Annotated in this window: 21 protein-coding genes; 9 read left to right on the plus strand and 12 right to left on the minus strand. The window is 51.2% G+C overall.

The window, feature by feature from the left end; translation table 11 throughout:
• Nucleotides 1–22: 22 nt before the first annotated feature.
• Nucleotides 23–664 (plus strand): YigZ family protein, encoded by a 642-nt coding sequence (locus ACZ439_RS16315; RefSeq protein ID WP_054796880.1) that lies wholly within the window; start codon nucleotides 23–25, stop codon nucleotides 662–664.
• 69 nt (nucleotides 665–733) lie between these two features.
• On the plus strand, nucleotides 734–1,318 hold the full coding sequence (locus ACZ439_RS16320; protein ID WP_054799564.1) for a TetR/AcrR family transcriptional regulator: 585 nt from the start codon (nucleotides 734–736) through the stop codon (nucleotides 1,316–1,318).
• 103 nt (nucleotides 1,319–1,421) lie between these two features.
• Here ACZ439_RS16320 and ACZ439_RS16325 read toward each other — a convergent pair whose 3' ends face one another.
• A complete protein-coding gene (locus ACZ439_RS16325) occupies nucleotides 1,422–1,823 on the minus strand; it encodes a secondary thiamine-phosphate synthase enzyme YjbQ (protein WP_054796881.1) in 402 nt (133 codons plus the stop codon).
• A gap of 119 nt (nucleotides 1,824–1,942) precedes the next feature.
• Between ACZ439_RS16325 and ACZ439_RS16330 the strand changes: the two genes are divergently transcribed.
• A complete protein-coding gene (locus ACZ439_RS16330) occupies nucleotides 1,943–2,164 on the plus strand; it encodes a DUF1128 domain-containing protein (protein ID WP_127610106.1) in 222 nt (73 codons plus the stop codon).
• Nucleotides 2,165–2,339: 175 nt separating this feature from the next.
• A complete protein-coding gene (locus tag ACZ439_RS16335; protein ID WP_054796882.1) occupies nucleotides 2,340–2,663 on the plus strand; it encodes a hypothetical protein in 324 nt (107 codons plus the stop codon).
• Nucleotides 2,664–2,738: 75 nt separating this feature from the next.
• Here the strand turns inward: ACZ439_RS16335 and ACZ439_RS16340 are convergent, their stop codons facing one another.
• From ACZ439_RS16340 to cls, 5 genes are all read right to left on the minus strand, one after another.
• Nucleotides 2,739–3,686, minus strand: coding sequence for an alpha/beta hydrolase (locus ACZ439_RS16340; RefSeq protein WP_464619920.1), 948 nt, complete (start codon nucleotides 3,684–3,686; stop codon nucleotides 2,739–2,741).
• A 21-nt stretch (nucleotides 3,687–3,707) separates the two neighbouring features.
• On the minus strand, nucleotides 3,708–4,670 hold the full coding sequence (gene msrA, locus ACZ439_RS16345; protein ID WP_464619921.1) for a peptide-methionine (S)-S-oxide reductase MsrA: 963 nt from the start codon (nucleotides 4,668–4,670) through the stop codon (nucleotides 3,708–3,710).
• Between the two features lie 93 nt (nucleotides 4,671–4,763).
• A complete protein-coding gene (locus ACZ439_RS16350) occupies nucleotides 4,764–5,093 on the minus strand; it encodes a DUF1904 family protein (RefSeq protein ID WP_054796883.1) in 330 nt (109 codons plus the stop codon).
• Between the two features lie 160 nt (nucleotides 5,094–5,253).
• Entirely contained in the window at nucleotides 5,254–5,520 is a 267-nt protein-coding gene (locus ACZ439_RS16355; protein ID WP_127610124.1) for a metal-sensitive transcriptional regulator, read from the minus strand.
• 184 nt (nucleotides 5,521–5,704) lie between these two features.
• Nucleotides 5,705–7,150 (minus strand): cardiolipin synthase, encoded by a 1,446-nt coding sequence (gene cls / locus ACZ439_RS16360; RefSeq protein ID WP_054796885.1) that lies wholly within the window; start codon nucleotides 7,148–7,150, stop codon nucleotides 5,705–5,707.
• A gap of 354 nt (nucleotides 7,151–7,504) precedes the next feature.
• Here cls and ACZ439_RS16365 point away from each other — a divergent pair, with 354 nt between their 5' ends.
• Complete coding sequence (locus tag ACZ439_RS16365) at nucleotides 7,505–7,867, plus strand: VOC family protein (RefSeq protein ID WP_054796886.1); 363 nt, start codon at nucleotides 7,505–7,507, stop codon at nucleotides 7,865–7,867.
• Nucleotides 7,868–7,924: 57 nt separating this feature from the next.
• Here ACZ439_RS16365 and ACZ439_RS16370 read toward each other — a convergent pair whose 3' ends face one another.
• From ACZ439_RS16370 to ACZ439_RS16390, 5 genes are all read right to left on the minus strand, one after another.
• Nucleotides 7,925–8,320 carry a hypothetical protein gene (locus tag ACZ439_RS16370; RefSeq protein ID WP_141336323.1) on the minus strand — a complete coding sequence of 132 codons (396 nt, stop codon included), beginning with the start codon at nucleotides 8,318–8,320 and terminating at the stop codon, nucleotides 7,925–7,927.
• 37 nt (nucleotides 8,321–8,357) lie between these two features.
• Nucleotides 8,358–9,344 (minus strand): Gfo/Idh/MocA family protein, encoded by a 987-nt coding sequence (locus ACZ439_RS16375; RefSeq protein WP_054799565.1) that lies wholly within the window; start codon nucleotides 9,342–9,344, stop codon nucleotides 8,358–8,360.
• Nucleotides 9,345–9,645: 301 nt separating this feature from the next.
• Entirely contained in the window at nucleotides 9,646–9,822 is a 177-nt protein-coding gene (locus tag ACZ439_RS16380) for a helix-turn-helix transcriptional regulator (RefSeq protein WP_127610508.1), read from the minus strand.
• 635 nt (nucleotides 9,823–10,457) lie between these two features.
• A complete protein-coding gene (locus ACZ439_RS16385) occupies nucleotides 10,458–11,375 on the minus strand; it encodes an RluA family pseudouridine synthase (RefSeq protein ID WP_464619922.1) in 918 nt (305 codons plus the stop codon).
• A 194-nt stretch (nucleotides 11,376–11,569) separates the two neighbouring features.
• Nucleotides 11,570–12,145, minus strand: coding sequence for a YitT family protein (locus ACZ439_RS16390; RefSeq protein WP_464619923.1), 576 nt, complete (start codon nucleotides 12,143–12,145; stop codon nucleotides 11,570–11,572).
• Between the two features lie 128 nt (nucleotides 12,146–12,273).
• On the opposite strand from ACZ439_RS16390, the gene ACZ439_RS16395 reads away from it, so the two are divergent.
• Nucleotides 12,274–12,624 carry a YuzC family spore coat inner layer protein gene (locus tag ACZ439_RS16395; RefSeq protein ID WP_054796890.1) on the plus strand — a complete coding sequence of 117 codons (351 nt, stop codon included), beginning with the start codon at nucleotides 12,274–12,276 and terminating at the stop codon, nucleotides 12,622–12,624.
• A 65-nt stretch (nucleotides 12,625–12,689) separates the two neighbouring features.
• Here the strand turns inward: ACZ439_RS16395 and ACZ439_RS16400 are convergent, their stop codons facing one another.
• Nucleotides 12,690–13,265, minus strand: a complete 576-nt coding sequence (locus ACZ439_RS16400) for a GbsR/MarR family transcriptional regulator (protein WP_236595766.1) — start codon at nucleotides 13,263–13,265, stop codon at nucleotides 12,690–12,692.
• Between the two features lie 259 nt (nucleotides 13,266–13,524).
• On the opposite strand from ACZ439_RS16400, the gene ACZ439_RS16405 reads away from it, so the two are divergent.
• The 3 genes from ACZ439_RS16405 to ACZ439_RS16415 are packed head-to-tail and all read left to right on the plus strand — an operon-like array spanning nucleotide 13,525 to nucleotide 16,466.
• Nucleotides 13,525–14,733, plus strand: a complete 1,209-nt coding sequence (locus ACZ439_RS16405; protein ID WP_127610531.1) for a quaternary amine ABC transporter ATP-binding protein — start codon at nucleotides 13,525–13,527, stop codon at nucleotides 14,731–14,733.
• A complete protein-coding gene (locus ACZ439_RS16410) occupies nucleotides 14,720–15,562 on the plus strand; it encodes an ABC transporter permease (RefSeq protein ID WP_054796891.1) in 843 nt (280 codons plus the stop codon). Before ACZ439_RS16405 ends, ACZ439_RS16410 begins: the two co-directional genes overlap by 14 nt.
• Nucleotide 15,563: 1 nt before the next feature.
• Nucleotides 15,564–16,466, plus strand: a complete 903-nt coding sequence (locus tag ACZ439_RS16415) for a glycine betaine ABC transporter substrate-binding protein (protein WP_155615855.1) — start codon at nucleotides 15,564–15,566, stop codon at nucleotides 16,464–16,466.
• The last annotated feature ends 207 nt before the right edge of the window (nucleotides 16,467–16,673 follow it).

Raw genomic sequence — 16,673 nt, forward strand, 5'->3', positions numbered from 1 at the left:
GAAGGAGGCGGCCTGAACCCGCATGTTGATGCAATATCGAACGGTGAAACGACTGGGCACTGCCGAGATCGTCATCAAGAAGTCCCGCTTTATCGGATTTGCCAAACCGGTGCACGATGAAGCGGAAGCCGTTGCTTTTATCGAGAGCATTAAGAAGGAGCATTGGAACGCTACCCATAACTGCTCGGCCTATTTGATCGGGGAACGCGATGAGATTCAGAAGGCGTCTGACGATGGGGAGCCGAGCGGGACGGCGGGTAAGCCGATTCTGGAGGTTATCAAGAACCAGGGTCTGAAAAATGTGGCCGTTGTCGTCACCCGTTATTTCGGCGGGATTTTGCTCGGCGCAGGCGGTTTAGTCCGGGCCTACACCGACGGAGCGGTCGCCGGACTGGCCGCGGCGGAGCAGGTATATAAGGTGCTTCACCGGGAAGTGCGGGTGACAATCGATTACACGTGGCTCGGCAAGGTGGAGAACGAGCTGCGCGGCCGCGGGATGATGATGGAAGAGACCGAGTTTACGGATAAAGTGACCTTGCGCTGTTTGCCGCTTGCGAAGGATGCCGATCACTTCATGGCATGGATGATCGACCTGACGCAAGGGCAAGGTGAAATTCAAGAAGGTGAAAGTCGATACGTCGAGCACGCCGAGCTTCCTGCATAGGAGGCCGGCGGCTTGTAGTATATATCATTCATTTCATATGGGCCTAACTATAATGGGAGTTGAAACCACGTGGCACGAAAAGCAGTTGAGCAGGAGCTAAGCCGCCAACGTATTTTGGATGAGGCACGCCATTTGTTTGTCAAACACGGCTATCATGCTTTAACGATGCGAAGCATCGCAAAGTCGATGGGCTACAGTCACGGCGCATTGTATTATCATTTTAGCGAGAAAGCGGAATTGTTCTACGCCCTGGTTACGGAGGACTTCCGGATGCTGCTGGAACGGCAGAAGGACATGCTTCGCCGCACCCGGCTGGGCGATATGGCGCAGCTTGAGAAGCTGATGCTGGAATTCATCAAGTTCGGTTTGGACAATCCGAATCATTACGAGATTATGTTTATGATCAAGGATCAGGAGCTGCAGCGCTATTCACGAACCGAACAAGCGCAGTGCCTGGACTTGTTTGCTACCGTGGTACGGTCGGTCGTTGCCCGCCAAAAAGACGATAAGAAAATGTACAGTTTGCCTTGGAGCTTGTTCATGTCGATGCACGGATTCATTTCGTATAATATTCATTACAATCAAACGTTCGAAGACGTCCGCAAGTTGGCAGAGCAGCATGTCAAATATTTGTGCGTGGGGCTGCGAGGGTGAACATCCTATAGAAGCGGCAACCGAAGAACTTTTGCAGCCCCACGCTTCAGTGCAGTAAAGTATATTTGCCTGTTCGCTTTGGAACTCATCTTTCTCGAGACGCTTACCCGCGTATAAACTTTAACAGACAAGTGCGTTCGCGCGGCCCGTCGAACTCGCAGAAGTAAATGCCCTGCCAGCGTCCCAAGACTAGCCTTGAGCCTGCAACCAATACGGTTTGCGAAGAGCCGACGGTCATGGCCTTCAGGTGGGAAGCGGTGTTGCCTTCCGCATGGCGGTATTTCGGATGCTCCCACGGGTAAACTTCGTCCAGGCGCATCAGTACGTCGTGCCGGACGTCCGGGTCTGCATTCTCTTGTATCGCAATGCCCGCCGTCGTATGCGGCGAATAAATGACGGCGATGCCGTCTTCCATTTGTTCCTGCTTCAGCAGGTCATGGACTTGGCGCGTGATGTCGATCATTTCGCTGTGCGCGTTCGTCCGCAGGTGCAGCTTATGGATCATAGCGGTTCCCCCTCTGTAAGGTAACGTCGTTAAACATTATATTACACAAGGCGCGGACGCTCCAAACATGGTACAATAAGTGGCGATACGGAAAAGTAGGCGGGAGGGAGACGCGAAAGATGGATCTTACGAAAAACACATTGGAAAATACCGATTTCATGATCGAGGAAATCAAAAAGAAGCTGCGTATGGCTTCCGGAGCGGCCTTGAAGGCCGTGTCGTTGAACGATACGCAATATGAAGATTTGCGTGACATTTACGACATGGTGGCCGGTAAAAACCAATTCAGCATCAGTGAAATAGAAGCGATTACAACCGAGCTCGGCCGGCTCCGCCGCTAACGGAAGGAGCCAGGCGCCAACCCGGTCCGGAAGATCGACAACGGGGGTAAGTACACATCTTGCCGGCTAAGCGGGACGACCGTACAATCAGATGAGACGAAGGCCTCGTACAATATATCGTTAACGCCAAACCGCCTGCGGCTTGGCCTGACGATCTTATTGGAGGTGGGTGAAGATGCACAAGGCAGTTGGCAAGCAAGAAGTCGCCAAGCTGGTGGGGAAATCCATTTATGCGGTTAAGAAGGACGGTTCAGTCGTTAGCGGCAAGCTGGTTCAAGTAAGCGGCGGCGAGCTGCGCGTTGCAGTTGGCGGCGGTAAAGACAAGAAGGTACGGACTTCTGCGGTGATTCCACTCGTTTTGTTCGATCTGCTCGCAATCGGTACAGCTCCATTCGCTGGCGGCTTCGGAGGCTTCGGAGGTGGCTTCGGAGGTGGTTTCGGAGGCGGCTTCGGAGGCGGGTTCTCGGAATTCGGATTTGGCGGACCGTTTATTTGGTAACATGCATCATTCCAAGACAAAGACCCATTCGCGTTTGTACAGGCGCGAACGGGTCTTTGTCTGTTAGCGGATGAATCAGAGCACTGCGGCCTCGGTCCGCATATATTTGCCGATAAATGCAGTCATTGTGCGCTGATAAGTCGTCTGATCGACCTGGTAAGATTTGCCGTGACCGGCGTTCTCGACGATGAGCAGTTCCTTCTCGCTGCGGCAGTTCTCGTATAAAGTGTGAACCATCTTGCAGGGAACGAACCTATCCGCGGCTCCATGGATGAACAGAATCGGCACCCTCGCTTTGCGCACCTGAACGAGCGCGGAAGCTTCGTCGAAGGCATAACCCGCCCGTATTTTCGTCAGAAGACTGGTACTCTGGAGCAACGGGAAACGGGGCAGACGATACATGCGCTGCAGTTGGTAGCCAAGCTCGTCTTTGGCGGACGTATACGAGCTGTCGGCGATCACCGCCTTCACTTGATCGGGCAGCGGCTCTCCACTGGCCATCAACACCGTAGCTGCGCCCATCGATACGCCGTGCAGTATAATAGCCGATCGATCCCCGGCATGCCCTACGATGTAATCGATCCATTTCAAGTAATCCCGGCGTTCCAGCCACCCGAATCCGATGACGTTACCTTCGCTGCGCCCATGGCCTCGATGATCGGGCATCAGCACGTTAAACCCGAGCTGCTCATGATAGTATTTCGCGAAAGCACCCATCTGCTTCGCATGGCCCGAATAGCCGTGGGCCAAAATCACGGTATGGGCTGCAGACGCGCCGGCTTCCAAATAATAGCCGCGGAGCTTTAGCCCGTCGTCCGATACAATCTCCACCTCCCGAAAAGACTGCGCCTCGATCCAGGCTTGAGTTTCGGGAGCGAGAAAAGGTTGATCGGATCTCAGATCCGGGGTCTTGGCGAGAAAAGCTTTCGCGTTGCGGACTACGGCCTTGTTGTAAAAGTAAAAGCTGGCGGCGATGTCGGCTAATACCATAAATGCGATAATAACGATCAAGGCGCTTAGCAACGTACGTTATCCCTTTCCTTCTTACTCAAACAACGACTTGTACCGGCCGTACCCTTCGCGCTCCAGATCCTCCTTCGGAATGAAGCGCAGTGCAGCGGAATTAATGCAGTACCGCAGGCCGCCAAACTCCCTAGGTCCGTCGTTGAACACGTGGCCGAGATGCGAATCCGCTTTGCGGCTGCGAACCTCGGTGCGGATCATGAAATGGCTGTAATCTTGCTTTTCCTCGATTATCCCGCCCGAGAGCGGCTTCGAGAAGCTGGGCCAGCCGCAAGCGGAATCGAACTTGTCGCGCGAGCTGAACAACGGTTCGCCGGAAACGATATCGACGTACAAGCCTTCGCGGTGGTTATCCCAGTATTCGTTGCGGAAGGCCGGTTCGGTGCCGTTCTCCTGCGTTACCTTCCACTGCATCGGGGTGAGCCGTTCCAGCAGGTCGGCTTTATCCTGGTCGGTGCTCCAGTGCGTCTTCAGGAAATCGTCGCGCCCGGAGCCGCGCCGGTACATCTTGTACCGCAGCGGATTTTTCTTGTGGTAGTCCTGATGGTATTCTTCCGCCGGATAGAACGTGCCGGCCGGCTCGATCGGCGTCACGATCGGGCGGTCGAATCGGCCGCTCTCCTGCAGCTGCCGTTTGGACGCTTCGGCCGCTTGACGCTGAGCTTCGGTATGGTAGAAGATGGCTGTTCGATACGAGGAGCCCCGGTCGCAAAACTGGCCGCCCGCATCTGTCGGGTCAATCTGCTGCCAGAACAGCTCCAGCAGCTCTTCATAAGGAAAAACGTCGGGCTCGAACGTGATTTGCACGGCTTCCGCATGGCCCGTCGTATCGGTGCACACTTCCTGGTAAGTCGGGTTTGTCGTGTGGCCCCCGGTATAGCCTGAAACGATGCTGACGATGCCCGGCCGTTCCTCGAACGGAGATACCATGCACCAGAAGCATCCGCCGGCGAAAGTGGCCAGTTCGGTTTTGGTTGACAACATGTTCGTTCACCTCGCAGTTGATATTGATTATTCAATCCTTCCATTATAGCTCAATCTGTCAGAAGGTTCACCCGTTAGCTCTGCACGGGGCGATTACCCGAACCGCTTTCCGTTGACGTAGTAGCTGTCTTCTTGATAGGCGACAAAAGCGATTTCCGCCTCCGAGATACCGACGGTCTTCAAATGGGCGTCCACCGCTTGGGCGAAACGGTCGCGAACTTCTTGACCGCGCTCGAACCATGCGACTTCGATGAATGGAAACGAAGGCACCAATTCGCCGTCGAAGACGCCGGTCGTCTGGAGACACTCGATCGTAAAGTTGTCCGTCCCGCAGTCGCATACGCGGGCCAGCTCGTCGACGAGCGGACGGCTAATGGCGCGTACGAATTCCGCAGGGATGCCGCGTGTGATAAGATGGGGCATGAGTCCACGCTCCTTGTTAGGTGGTAGTATTCCTTCTATTGTAACAGAGAGGCGAGGAGCGTCTCAATGGGCGGCGATGCAGCGGCAGTTCGGGTAGGAGTATGGCATGTAGGCGAAGAGGCTCTCCGAAGGTCCGTTGACCGAAGGACAGCCTCTTGGCTTATCTGCTTTTGATTAAAAGTTGAACGGCTTCCGCCACTACTTTGCTTGTATCTCCGCCGGTTTCCTTCTCGTCGAGGATGCATTGTTCCAGGTTTTTGGCAACGATGCAGGCAATAGCTTTATCGGCGGCGTTTCGGATTGCAGAGATTTGAGCGACAACTTCCTTACAATGCTTCTCTTCTTCCATCATATTTAATACGCCGCGAACTTGTCCTTCCAGCCGCCGCATACGCTTCTTCAGATCGTCGTCATAATTCATAGCGATCCCAATCCTCCTATGACCCAAACCCGTGCCAGTATAAGTATTATTATGCCGGATTTGTCTGGTTTGCACAATAGAGCGGCTGGAATTTCATCACGTTAAATAAACAGGTTTACTTTCGCATCTGCGGCTTGTTTTGAATAGCGCCTTATCGTTCCGCTCTGGCCGGAGGCCATACGATGACGCCCTACAATATCGGCGAAAGCAGTCTCGCACAAGGCTCGCGAAACTTATGAAGCAGCGATCGCCTCTCGTAGGCCGTAAGAGTCAGCCATCTGCTGTGCAGCATGTCGTTCTCGAACGTCTCCTTCAGTTTGACCGCCGTTTCGGTATCGTAGATGAACGCGTTCACTTCGAAGTTCAGCTTGAAGCTGCGGATGTCGATGTTGGCCGTACCGACCGTCGCGATTTTGCCGTCGGTCACGATCGTTTTGGCGTGGAGGAAGCCTTTTTCATACAGATAACATTGCACGCCGCATTGCAGCAGCTCGCCGATATAAGAGAACGACGCCCAATAAACCAGCTTGTGGTCCGGCTTGCTCGGAATCATGATCTTGACGTCGACCCCCGAGAGGGCTGCCATTTTCAAAGCGGTGATGAGGCTTTCGTCCGGAATGAAGTAAGGGGTCTGGATGTAGATGTGCTCCTTGGCGTTGACGATCATCTTGAGGTAGGCGTTCTTGATCTGCTGCCATTCCGAGTCCGGCCCGCTGGAGACGATCTGCATCCCGACACGGCCCGGATGCTGCCCTAGCGGGAAGTAGCGCGGTTCGATCAGCACCTGATCGCCCGTCGCAATTCCCCAATCGAGGAAGAACAGCGCCTGCATGTGGAGCACCGAACCGCCTGCCAGCTTCAGGTGTGTGTCCCGCCAATAGCCGAACCGTCGGCTCAGCCCGAGGTATTCATTCCCGACGTTAAAACCGCCGACGTACCCGATCTGTCCGTCGATGATGACGAGCTTGCGGTGGTTGCGGTAGTTGACCCGCAGGTTCACATAAGGAATGCGGGAAGGGAAGAAGGCAGCAACGCTGCCTCCGGCCTCTCGCAGGTTGTGAAAGAAGCGGCGCGGCAGCGAGGAGCAGCCGATATCGTCATAGAGCAGGCGGACTTGAACGCCTTGCCGCGCTTTTTCCGTCAGCGCATCCACGAGTCTTTGCCCCAGGCTGTCATTGCGAATGATGAAGTACATGATATGCACGTGATCCTTCGCTTCCCGGATATCCCGCAGCAGCGCGTCGAATTTCTCATTGCCGTCGGTAAAAATTTCCACTTCGTTATCCTGAGTGTACAACGCATAAGCGCTCGATAAATTCATATAAATCATATCCTGGTAGTCGGCGGTGTCCGGATCGTGATAGGGAATCCGGTTCATCCGCAAATCTTCCTTCTGCTGCTCGACGAGCGTATCTACGATCCGCCGTTTGTCGTCCTTCAGTCGGTAAATCTTCCGGCGGCTCAAGTTTTGGCCGAGAATCAAGTACAGAATGAAGCCGACGCCCGGCAGGAAGAGCAATACCATCATCCAGGCCCACGTGACGCCTACGTTGCGCCGCTCGAGAAAGATGACGGCTATCGCCAGCATGACGTTCAGTATGGAAATGACGGAATACCCGTTCTTGATAATATCCATGAGCGGTCAGCCCCTCGACTATGAATGATATACGCCTGTGAAACATGTCCACTCCTCATAATAATACAATTTATTCGAAAGTGAAACGACGCCGGATGCGTTATGAAGATTTCCAGCCGCTCATCAAATGTTTCTGATACTTGGAACGGGATTATCGTGAGACGGACGGCGGCAAAGTTATTTGGCCGGACGGGTGTCAGGAAATGATTGTCCATTATGGGGCAAGCTATGTGTCGGAAGGAGGCTGAAGGCTGGATCGATCCGGCAGACGCAGGATGTCGCATTTATACAAGACGAGCAGGTAGTCCCGTGATAGAGTGGGGATATGCAGACACCATAAAGGGAGGAATCGCGATGATTCGTAAAATTGCAACAGCAGCCGTTTATGTAGAGGATCAGCAAAAAGCGAAGACGTTCTGGACGGAAAAGGTCGGCTTCGAGCTCGTTCGCGAAATGTCGATGGGTCCGGGCGGCAGCTGGCTTGAAGTAGCGCCGAAAGGAGCGGAAACGGCGCTGGTTATATACCCGCGGACGATGATGAAAAACTGGCAGGAGCTGAAGCCTTCGCTCGTATTCGAATGCGCCGACATCGATGCTACGTATCAGGCGATGAAAGCGAACGGCGTTCATTTTGAAGCGGAGCCGAACAAGATGCAGTGGGGCACATTCGCTATTTTCCATGACGAGGACGGCCATTCGTTCGTGTTGAGGGGGTAATGCGGCCGCCGTCCGCCACGGATAAGAACAACACAACAGCTGCTTATTTCCCGATGTTTAGCCCGATGATTTCACGTACTTCTCCTGACGCAAGCGGAACGCCGACCACGTATCGTCAATGGAGATCAAGGAGACGCCAATGTAACCGGCTTGCTGTAAAATTTCCCAGCCGCTGTCACGCGTGATGTCGGATTTCAGCTTCGAGCTTTTTTTCGGGTAGGCGACCCAGAAGATAGCGGCGTCTTTCAGCTTCGGCAGTACGTCCGGCGCGAGACGCTGCAGCTCGGCCTGATTGCGGGCGAACATCAACAGCAAGTCGGCTTCACCGGCAAGCTCGTCCATGACCTCCGCGTCATCCGGCAATTCCTCCGCGGGTAAAGCAAACCCGTCCGGCGCGTTCACGACGGCGATCCGGTGGCCGGGTTTAATCAACAGCTTTTTGACAAGACCCACACGATTCATCCTCTCATCGATATTTCTTGCTATTTGTTTACTCGATATCGGCCGGGTACACGAGCCCGATTTGCGCCCTTGCCTCGTCCATGATTCGCATCGCGGCCAAGGAAACGGCATGGGAGTTGATTGCAGACTCGCGCTCACCGCTGCGAATGAGCCGGATAAATTCCTCGATCTCGTAGAACATCGTATGCTGCGCTGAGGGGCGCGTCACGTCTTCGATCACGCCGTTCCGGTAGCGGAGCTCCACCTTCTCGGGTTGGTTGATCTTGTCGATCACCAGACTGCCGTCTTCGCCGTGTATTTCGGAGGGCAGTGCAGAGCTGGTGATCTTGGAGTACATGACCACCGCGTCCATGTCCGGGTACGAGAGCAGAATGCTGCCCGCGCCGTCGACGCCGGAGTCCAGCATCACGCCGGTTGCTTGAATGCTCTTCGGAGCGCCGAAGAGGGCGACCAACGGATACAGGCAATAAATTCCCAAATCCATTAAAGCTCCGTTGGAGAAGGTCGGATTGAACGCGTTCAGGACGGTTCCGTTCCGGTAAGCGTCATAACGGGATGAATATTGGCAGTAGCTTGCAAAATAACGGCGGACTTGTCCGATTCTGGATACGTTGGTGCGAATCGCGGAGAAATTCGGAAGCAGCGTAGTTTTCAACGCTTCCATCAGAACGATGCCGCTCCGCTGTGCCGCTGCGATCATCGCTTCGAGCTCCTTCGCATTGGAGGCGATCGGCTTCTCGCACAGGACATGCTTGCCGCCGTCCATAAGGACGATCGCTTGCTTAGCGTGGAACGAATTCGGGCTCGCGATATAGACGGCATCGATCGAATCGCTTGCAGCCATTGCCTCGATATCGGTAAACACGGTGGCGGCTCCCCACTTGGCGGCGAATTCGCGGGCCCGCTCCTCCGTTCGCGAATACACCGCCGTTAACGTAAAATGCTCGGCGGCTTGCGCCGCTTTCAGGAACTCTTCGGTAATCCAGTTGGTTCCGATAATGCCAAATCTAATCATCAGTTATTCCTCTTTCTTCTTATGATTTCGATCGTCAGTCTGACTGCCACGAGCTTTTGCGCGAACTGATTTTTGCGCTCTTTTCCGTTATTCGCTGGCCAAGCTCTTCCTCCTGCAAGATGCCGTCCTGCCCGTGCTTCGTCCCCCAGGTCAAAGCGGAAAAAAATATTATGAACAAACTGCCGATGGTGATAACTTCAACAAAGCCGACTTCTTGACCGGCTTTAATTTTATAGATGGCAAATCACAACCAAGGCAGCGATCCCCGTGATCATGGCGACGATTTTTCGAGTATGCATGATTAGTTCTTTCCCTCCGCGAAAAATAATTCATCTACCGTAACTCCTAAATGTTTGGCAAGATCAAAAGCAAGCTGTAGGCTCGGGTCGTATTTGTTGTTTTCAATAGCGTTGATCGTCTGACGGCTAACCGCGCACAGTTCAGCTAATCGTCCTTGTGAAATTGGTGTGTCAAACATGTTTTACAGCAAGGGCGGAAAGGTTCGTTATGGAGAACCGTTATCCTCGCCATGAACGATTCACTTTTACTTCCAATATAGACAATATGTATAAAAAATAACGATTTGAGCGTCACAAAGGTCTAAGCCAACCGAAGTGGATGGTCATATATTGATACCATCTTACAAAAGAGGTGATCCAATTTAATGGCCAATAGGTTTGTTAGACTTTCTCTTTTCTCGGGCTTTAACTTTACTGGGCGACGCATCGACTTTAGGCGCGGAGGCGTGGCGGTTCGAGATTTGGGAGCATTCCGTTTTAACAATGTCCTGTCCAGCTTCCGACTCCGAAATATCGCGATTCCGAGACAAGTCACGCTTATTTTGTTCTCGCGCACAAACTTCCGAGGGGCGTTCCGCGTATTTCGGGGATCCCGGAACGTAGCGGACTTAAGAAATTTTAATTTTAACAATGTAACATCCTCGTTCATTCTGGTTGGCCGCAGACTTACGAATAACGAGATTCAATTCCTTCGGAGGACGGGAAATCTGCCTGCTGACATCTTGGTGATCAACCAGTAATACAAAGGCCGGAAGGACGCATAAGCGTCCTTCTTTTAGCTGCTGCGGGCCTGAATCCTCCAGCTGCGTTGCAGTTACTGGGGAGAAGCGTTTCGGAAAGGACTTAGAAATGCCTTGGGGATGTCTGTTTCAAATCGCATCGGTTCACCCTTGGTGGGATGGAGGAAAGCTAATACCCGTGCGTGAAGTCCGAGTCGCCCGATCGCTTTTGATTTTGAGCCATATTTTTTATCGCCTACGATGGGATGCCCGATATCCTGCATGTGGACACGAATTTGGTTTTTTCGTCCCGTTTCGAGATGGACCTCCAGTAAGGAAAAGTTTCGGTTGGATTGCAGCACTTTGTAGTGGGTCACAGCGTATTGTCCGTCATTAGGAACAGGACTGGAGTACATTTTTAATGTGCTGCTTTCTTTCAACCACGACGAAACGGTGCCTTCCGTTTTCTTTACCGCTCCTTCTACAAGGGCAATGTAGGTGCGCTCCTGGACCATATCCTGCCACGAGTTTTGAAGAAGTTGCTGAACATGCTCGCTTTTGGCGAACATCATGACGCCGGAAGTATCCCGGTCTAACCGATGCACGATAAATATTCGATTTTGGGGATTGTCCGTACGAACGTGGGTCATGAGCTGCCGATAGGCGGTCATTTCGATCTCTTGGGGAGAAGCAATCGACAGCAAACCGGCCTCCTTCTGAATCACGATGATATCCTCATCCTCGTGCATAATGGTAAGCCCGATGATGGCTGGTTTTTCCGGCAGCCTATCCTTTCGAATCGTTACGGTTTGTCCGGGGCGAAGCGGGAAATTGTAGGCCGTCACGACCTGACCGTCAACCGATATTTGGCCGCGCGCGAGCAAAGATTTAACGGAATTGCGGCCGAGATGGGATATCTTCAATAAAAAAGGCAGCAGCTCTGCCGGTTCTTTGACGGTGTATACTTTGGTTTTAGCCTGGCTTCCGTCTGAATGCTTCTGTCTCTTGCTCATGCGGGATACCTCCTTGTCCACCGCTTGCGGGGACGCTGCGACTTTCGGAGGCGTTGTCTTTCTATTCATGCCATTCGCTCCGTTTCGTGTCATGGTTGCTACTACTATATCATGACCCCGTTCGTTTGCGAAATGAAATGCGCGCCGGCGACCGGATTTTGGAATGTGCATCTGAAGCAGGCCCGAGGAACTCTTCATTTCAGCGTACAAAAACTGGTCGCTACCCCGCCCGCGGTAATGGTCAGAATAGACAGCAGGAACGTTTCGGCCGACAGCAGCAGTCCTCCAAGGCAAATAATCAGGCCATCGACAATAAAAATAAGGACGCCTACATTTAATGAAACCAGCTTCGAAAAATACTGTGCGAGCAAATCCGTTCCCCCGGTGCTGATCCCGTTCCTCAACATGATTCCGATTCCGGTTCCTACGATAAACCCGCCGATCACAGAGCTGCTGAAAGATGTCAACTCAATATAGTACAGGAAATGATAATGAAGCGGAGCCAGCAAATCGATAAAAATAGACGATACCAATAGGCCGTAGAGGCTGGTATAAAATATTTCGCGGTAATAAAACCAGGCTAATACAAAAATGGGGATGCTGCACATGAACATAACAACCCCCACTTTGGCGCCGGACAAGTAGTTAATAATGAGGGCAATTCCAATGAGTCCGCCATTCAACACCATAAAAGGCATCAGAAAAAAGTTAATGCCGATTGAAATCAGTACACTTCCGAAAAGTAAAGCGGAAATTTTTTGTGCGGACAAACAAACCAACTCCCAGATCAGGCATGTCTGATTTATATGCAATTTCCAGGAAAACAATCCCAGTTCCCGGTAACACTTCCCGCAGCTCACACGTATATTGAGCTATACTCGGTAAAGGGGAATTCAAAATGGATGGGTTCAATCCACATGTCTATGGCCCAGGCTATGCTGTTCACAGACCTCCGTTTGCTTTTAGGCCGCCCAACGTACAACACTTTCAGCAATCGGCACAAAGCTTTATAACTCCGACCCAGGAGCTTCATGCCTTGCTGCATGCCATTGTATATCAAGAGGGATTCGCCAAGAAAGTAATGGATGCAAGTCAAGCAAGCCAAACGGACAAGGTCCGTGCGTTAATTCAGTCTGTTGGGGTACATGCTCCCTTTAAAGTACGTTATAACCCGACTGGCATCCATGTGACCTTACTCCCCCGGAATGCTCAAGTCTGCTTCAGTATTGAACTGGGCTTATGCTGGTGAGTGCTTGCAAGTCAAATACAAAAAAGCGCTGCTCCTTTGGATAGGGAGCAACGCTTTTTTCTTTATTACATGTGTTTATCCGGAACGTGTTCCTTAGGAACCAATTGGTAAATATCCCCCGATTCCATCGTGTCGATCAGACGGTCGAGCCACAGATAATAAGCGATGGCTTGATTGATTTTCTCGATATCCGATCGGAGATAGTCCTGCAAAACCTCTTCCTCCGGATGTTTGGCCGACAGCTCGTTTAATTCCGAAAGCGACTTTCGGAGAGCAAGAAGATTCAGTTCCACAGCTTTGCGCCATTTAATAACGAAAAAGTCGGCAAAGGTTTGATGCCAGTCTCTTTCCACTTCATACTGGTCTTTCCGCGAGCCTTTTTCCCAAACTTTATTGACCATATTGAGATCGACCAGCGTGCGAATTCCTGTACTCATGCTGGTTTTACTCATTTCCATGGCCTCTCCCATTTCGTCGAGGGTCATCGGTTTATTCTGAAAAAACATTAACCCGTAGAGTAATCCGGTAGAAAGAGTAATTCCGTATAAATCCATATTTTTGCCGATTGATTCAATAATGCGTTTGCGCGCTTTTTGAATCGACTGTTCATGCGCTGCAGAGATGCCAGTCAATTCGTTAATCACTTCACCCACTCCTCTGTCGGTGTCCATCCAAGCTGAATGCTGATTCTGATTGTAGCCTTATTGTAAGAAACAATGATTACAAAGTAAAGGATGGGATTGAAAAGGATACGGGAGGAAAAGGGAGGAACCTGGAGCAAACTATTTGTACAGTTTTTACAGAACAAACTATATAAACGAATATAACGGTTGACACTGGCTTTATTTTTGCATTAGACTTGGTACAGAACTGGAAATGAATTGGAATGGGGGTGTCACCTTGGCTATCATTGAAGTTACAGACCTGACTAAAGTGTTTGGAAACGATCCGCAAAGCGTATTGACGTATCTCGATCAGGGTTGGAGCAAAGAAAAAATATACAAAGAAACGCGGCATACGGTAGGCGTAAATCGGGTTCATTTCTCCGTCCAACCGGGCGAAATCTTCGTCATTATGGGATTGTCGGGAAGCGGTAAATCAACGTTAGTCCGGTTGTTGAATCGGCTTATCGAACCGACACAAGGCCGTATCCTTATTCAAGGCAAAGATATCATGAAGATGAATCAAGAACAGCTTAGACAGGTTAGGCGAAATCAAATAAGCATGGTTTTTCAGAAGTTCGCGCTGTTTCCGCACCGGACTGTACTTGAAAATGTAGAGTTTGGATTAGAGGTCCAGGGGATAGAGAAAACGGAACGACAAAAAAAGGCCTCGGAAGCTTTGCAGCTGGTTGGACTCCAGTCATGGGCCAATAGCTATCCGGATCAGTTGAGCGGCGGTATGCAGCAGCGTGTCGGTCTTGCCAGAGCTTTGGCTAATGATCCGGATATTTTGCTAATGGATGAAGCATTCAGTGCGCTTGATCCGCTCATTCGTAAAGACATGCAGGATGAGCTGCTCGATTTACAGGAAAAAATGAAAAAAACGATTATTTTCATTACACATGATCTGGATGAAGCGCTTCGTATCGGTGATCGTATAGCGTTAATGAAGGACGGGGCGGTTGTACAAATCGGCTCACCTGAAGAAATCATGATCAATCCCGCGAATGAATACGTGGAACGGTTTGTCGAGGATGTGGATTTGTCCAAAGTTCTTACGGCATCCCATGTGATGCGAAGACCGGAGACAATCGGCCTGGACCGGGGGCCGAGGGTTGCTTTGCAATTAATGCGAGAGAGCGGCATATCGAATCTTTTTGTCGTGGACCGAAGCAAGAGGCTGCTGGGCGTCATTACCGCTGAGCATGCATCGGAAGCGGTGCGCGAAGGCAAAAGCCTGGAGGATATCGTCATCAGGGACACGCCTACAGTTGCGCCCGATGTCTTGCTTAACGATTTGTTCGATATATGCGGGACGTCCAAATACCCCGTAGGCGTGGTGAATGAAGCGGGCCGGATTATGGGGGTCATTGTTCGCGGCGCTGTTCTTGGGGCGTTGGCAGGCCACGCTTTGCCGAAGGAGGTAAGCGCGAATGACCATACCTAAGCTGCCGCTGGATGAATGGATTGAAAGCATCGTCAACGGTTTGGAGGACAGATTATCTGTTCTGTTTGATATCTTCTCCACGGTTATTGAAGGCATCGTTGATTTCTTTTCCTTCCTTTTCCTGCTTCCGCCCTCATTATTGATGGTGGTCATTCTAGCCGCTGTCGCCTACTGGTTTGCCAGCACTTCTCTTGCTGTATTTACTTTGCTGGGTCTCTTCTTAATCGATAATTTGGGTTATTGGGAACATACCATGGATACGTTGGCACTGGTTATGACTTCCGCCACGATTTCCATTATCCTCGGTGTGCCCTTGGGCATTCTGTGTGCCCGGGATAACAAGATTCAGAATCTGCTGACGCCTGTATTGGATTTCATGCAGACCATGCCGGCATTCGTTTATTTGATTCCGGCCGTAACCTTTTTCGGTCTTGGTGTAGTGCCGGGGGTTATCGCTTCGGTTATTTTCGCTGTCCCGCCTACGATTCGGCTGACGAATTTGGGCATACGCCAAGTGCCGCACGATTTAATAGAAGCCGGGGAAGCATTCGGATCAACGCCTAATCAAAAGCTGTTTAAGATTCAGCTGCCGCTCGCGGTTCCCTCCATCATGGCCGGTATCAACCAAACGATTATGCTGGCTCTATCGATGGTTGTTATTTCCTCGATGATTGGAGCGCAGGGGATTGGTGCGGATGTGTATCGCGCAGTTACCCAAATTAAAACCGGACAAGGTTTTGAAGCGGGTTTATGTATTGTTATTCTTGCTATTTTGCTGGATCGATTATCGCAGCATTTGGTCAAAAGAAAGCAGAAAAGGAGAGGGTAATATGTCGAATCCATCCAAATTAATGAAGGTGCTTGCGGTTATTGGCATTTCGAGTGTCGTTGCCCTGACGGGATGCGGGAAGGAATCGTCGACCGCTTCCTCCGAGTTTATAGGGGATCAGGTGGACTACAAAATCATCGGCATTGATCCCGGCGCAGGTCTCATGAAGTCTACGGAAAAAGCTTTGAAGGAATACGATTTGAAGGATTGGAAGCTTGTGGAGGGCTCCGGTGCAGCGATGGCCGCAGCGTTGGATAAAGCTTACAAAGATAAAAAACCGATCATCGTGACAGGATGGACCCCGCATTGGAAATTCGCCAAATACGAGCTGAAATATTTAGCAGATCCTAAAGGCGTGTACGGGGGCGATGAGCAAATTCATACGATTGCAAGAAACGGGTTAAAAGATGATCATCCGTCCGCTCACGCTTTGCTGGACAGGTTCGAGTGGTCGCCCGACGATATGGCGAAAGTCATGGTAGCCATACAAGAGGGGAAAAAACCGGAGCAAGCGGCTGCTGATTGGATTAAAGACAACGGTGCGAAGGTAGACGAGTGGGTAAAAGATATTCCAAAGGCAGAAGGGAAGACGCTTAAGCTTGCGTATGTAGCGTGGGATTCCGAGATTGCAAGCACGAATGTTGTGAAACAAGTGCTCGAAAGCAAGTTAGGTTATAAGGTCGAAATGCTGCAGGTGGAGGCCGGACCGATGTGGGCCGGAATTGCGGGCGGCGATGCCGACGCCATTGTAGCTGCCTGGCTGCCGACCACCCATAAAGATTACTATGACAAGTATCAAGGCAAATTCGAAGATTTGGGCCCGAATTTGAACGGTACGAAAATCGGCCTTGTCGTTCCTTCTTATATGAATATTGATTCCATAGAGGATTTGAAAAAGAAATAAAAGGCTTTTGCGCGCCTCGCGCCTATTGAACAAGATGATGGAGCAAGCGCTGCTGCCCTATGTATTTGGGTGCAGCGCTTTTTTGCGGGTTGCGGTGTGAAAGGTATGTTCCTTAGGGAGGAATTTTTGCATGTTTTTTGGTGAACCTGCAAAAGATAAGATGCCATACCGCATACCCTGAAAAAAGAGATTTTAACGAAACGTTGA

It is taken from the genome of Paenibacillus sp. JCM 9796, assembly GCF_055379675.1.